The 566-nt window shown below is 67.1% G+C and carries 1 protein-coding gene; it reads right to left on the bottom strand.

The features are described from left to right. Positions 1–566 (bottom strand): MFS transporter (locus tag QSK18_RS35695; RefSeq protein ID WP_285628990.1); only part of this gene is annotated, 566 nt, incomplete at both ends.

Here is a 566-nt window from a genome sequence, read left to right as displayed (position 1 = left end):
AGTGCCAGCAATGACAGTCCGGCGACCAGCCCGGCCACCACGAATCCGGTGGTGAAGGCCGACTCGCTGGGTAGTTCGGTCGCCGGGTCGGTACCCAGCGCCAGGATCGCCCCGGCCACCTGCACCCCGATCGCAATACCGATCACCCGGGTCACCACGAGCAGACTGGTGGCGATACCGATGTCCTTGGCCTCCACCGCAGTCGCAGTGCCGGCCAGCAACGCCGTGGTGCCCATACCTGCAGCCACCGCGACCAGCACCTTGGCCACGACCAACTGCCAGGCCGCTTCGTGCTGGACGGCCAAGACGAACATGACGAGCGCAATGACTGCGGTACCGGCCACCGCCACCGTCCGGGAACCGAAGCGCCGAGCCGCCAGACCACCGACTGAGTCGCTGAGAGCCCCGGCCACCGCACCAGGCAGGAGGAACAGCCCGATCATGGTGGTTCCGGCCGCGAAACCGTAGCCTGCACCGGAGATCGCCAACAGTTGCGGCAGAAGAAAGACCACCATCCCGAAGCTGACCGTGATCACCAGGGTGAGCACGGCGCCCTGCCACATCGC

Source organism: Kineosporia sp. NBRC 101677 (genome assembly GCF_030269265.1).
GTDB classification, from domain to species: Bacteria; Actinomycetota; Actinomycetes; order Actinomycetales; family Kineosporiaceae; genus Kineosporia; species Kineosporia rhizophila.
This window is presented reverse-complemented; position numbering and strand designations above follow the sequence as displayed.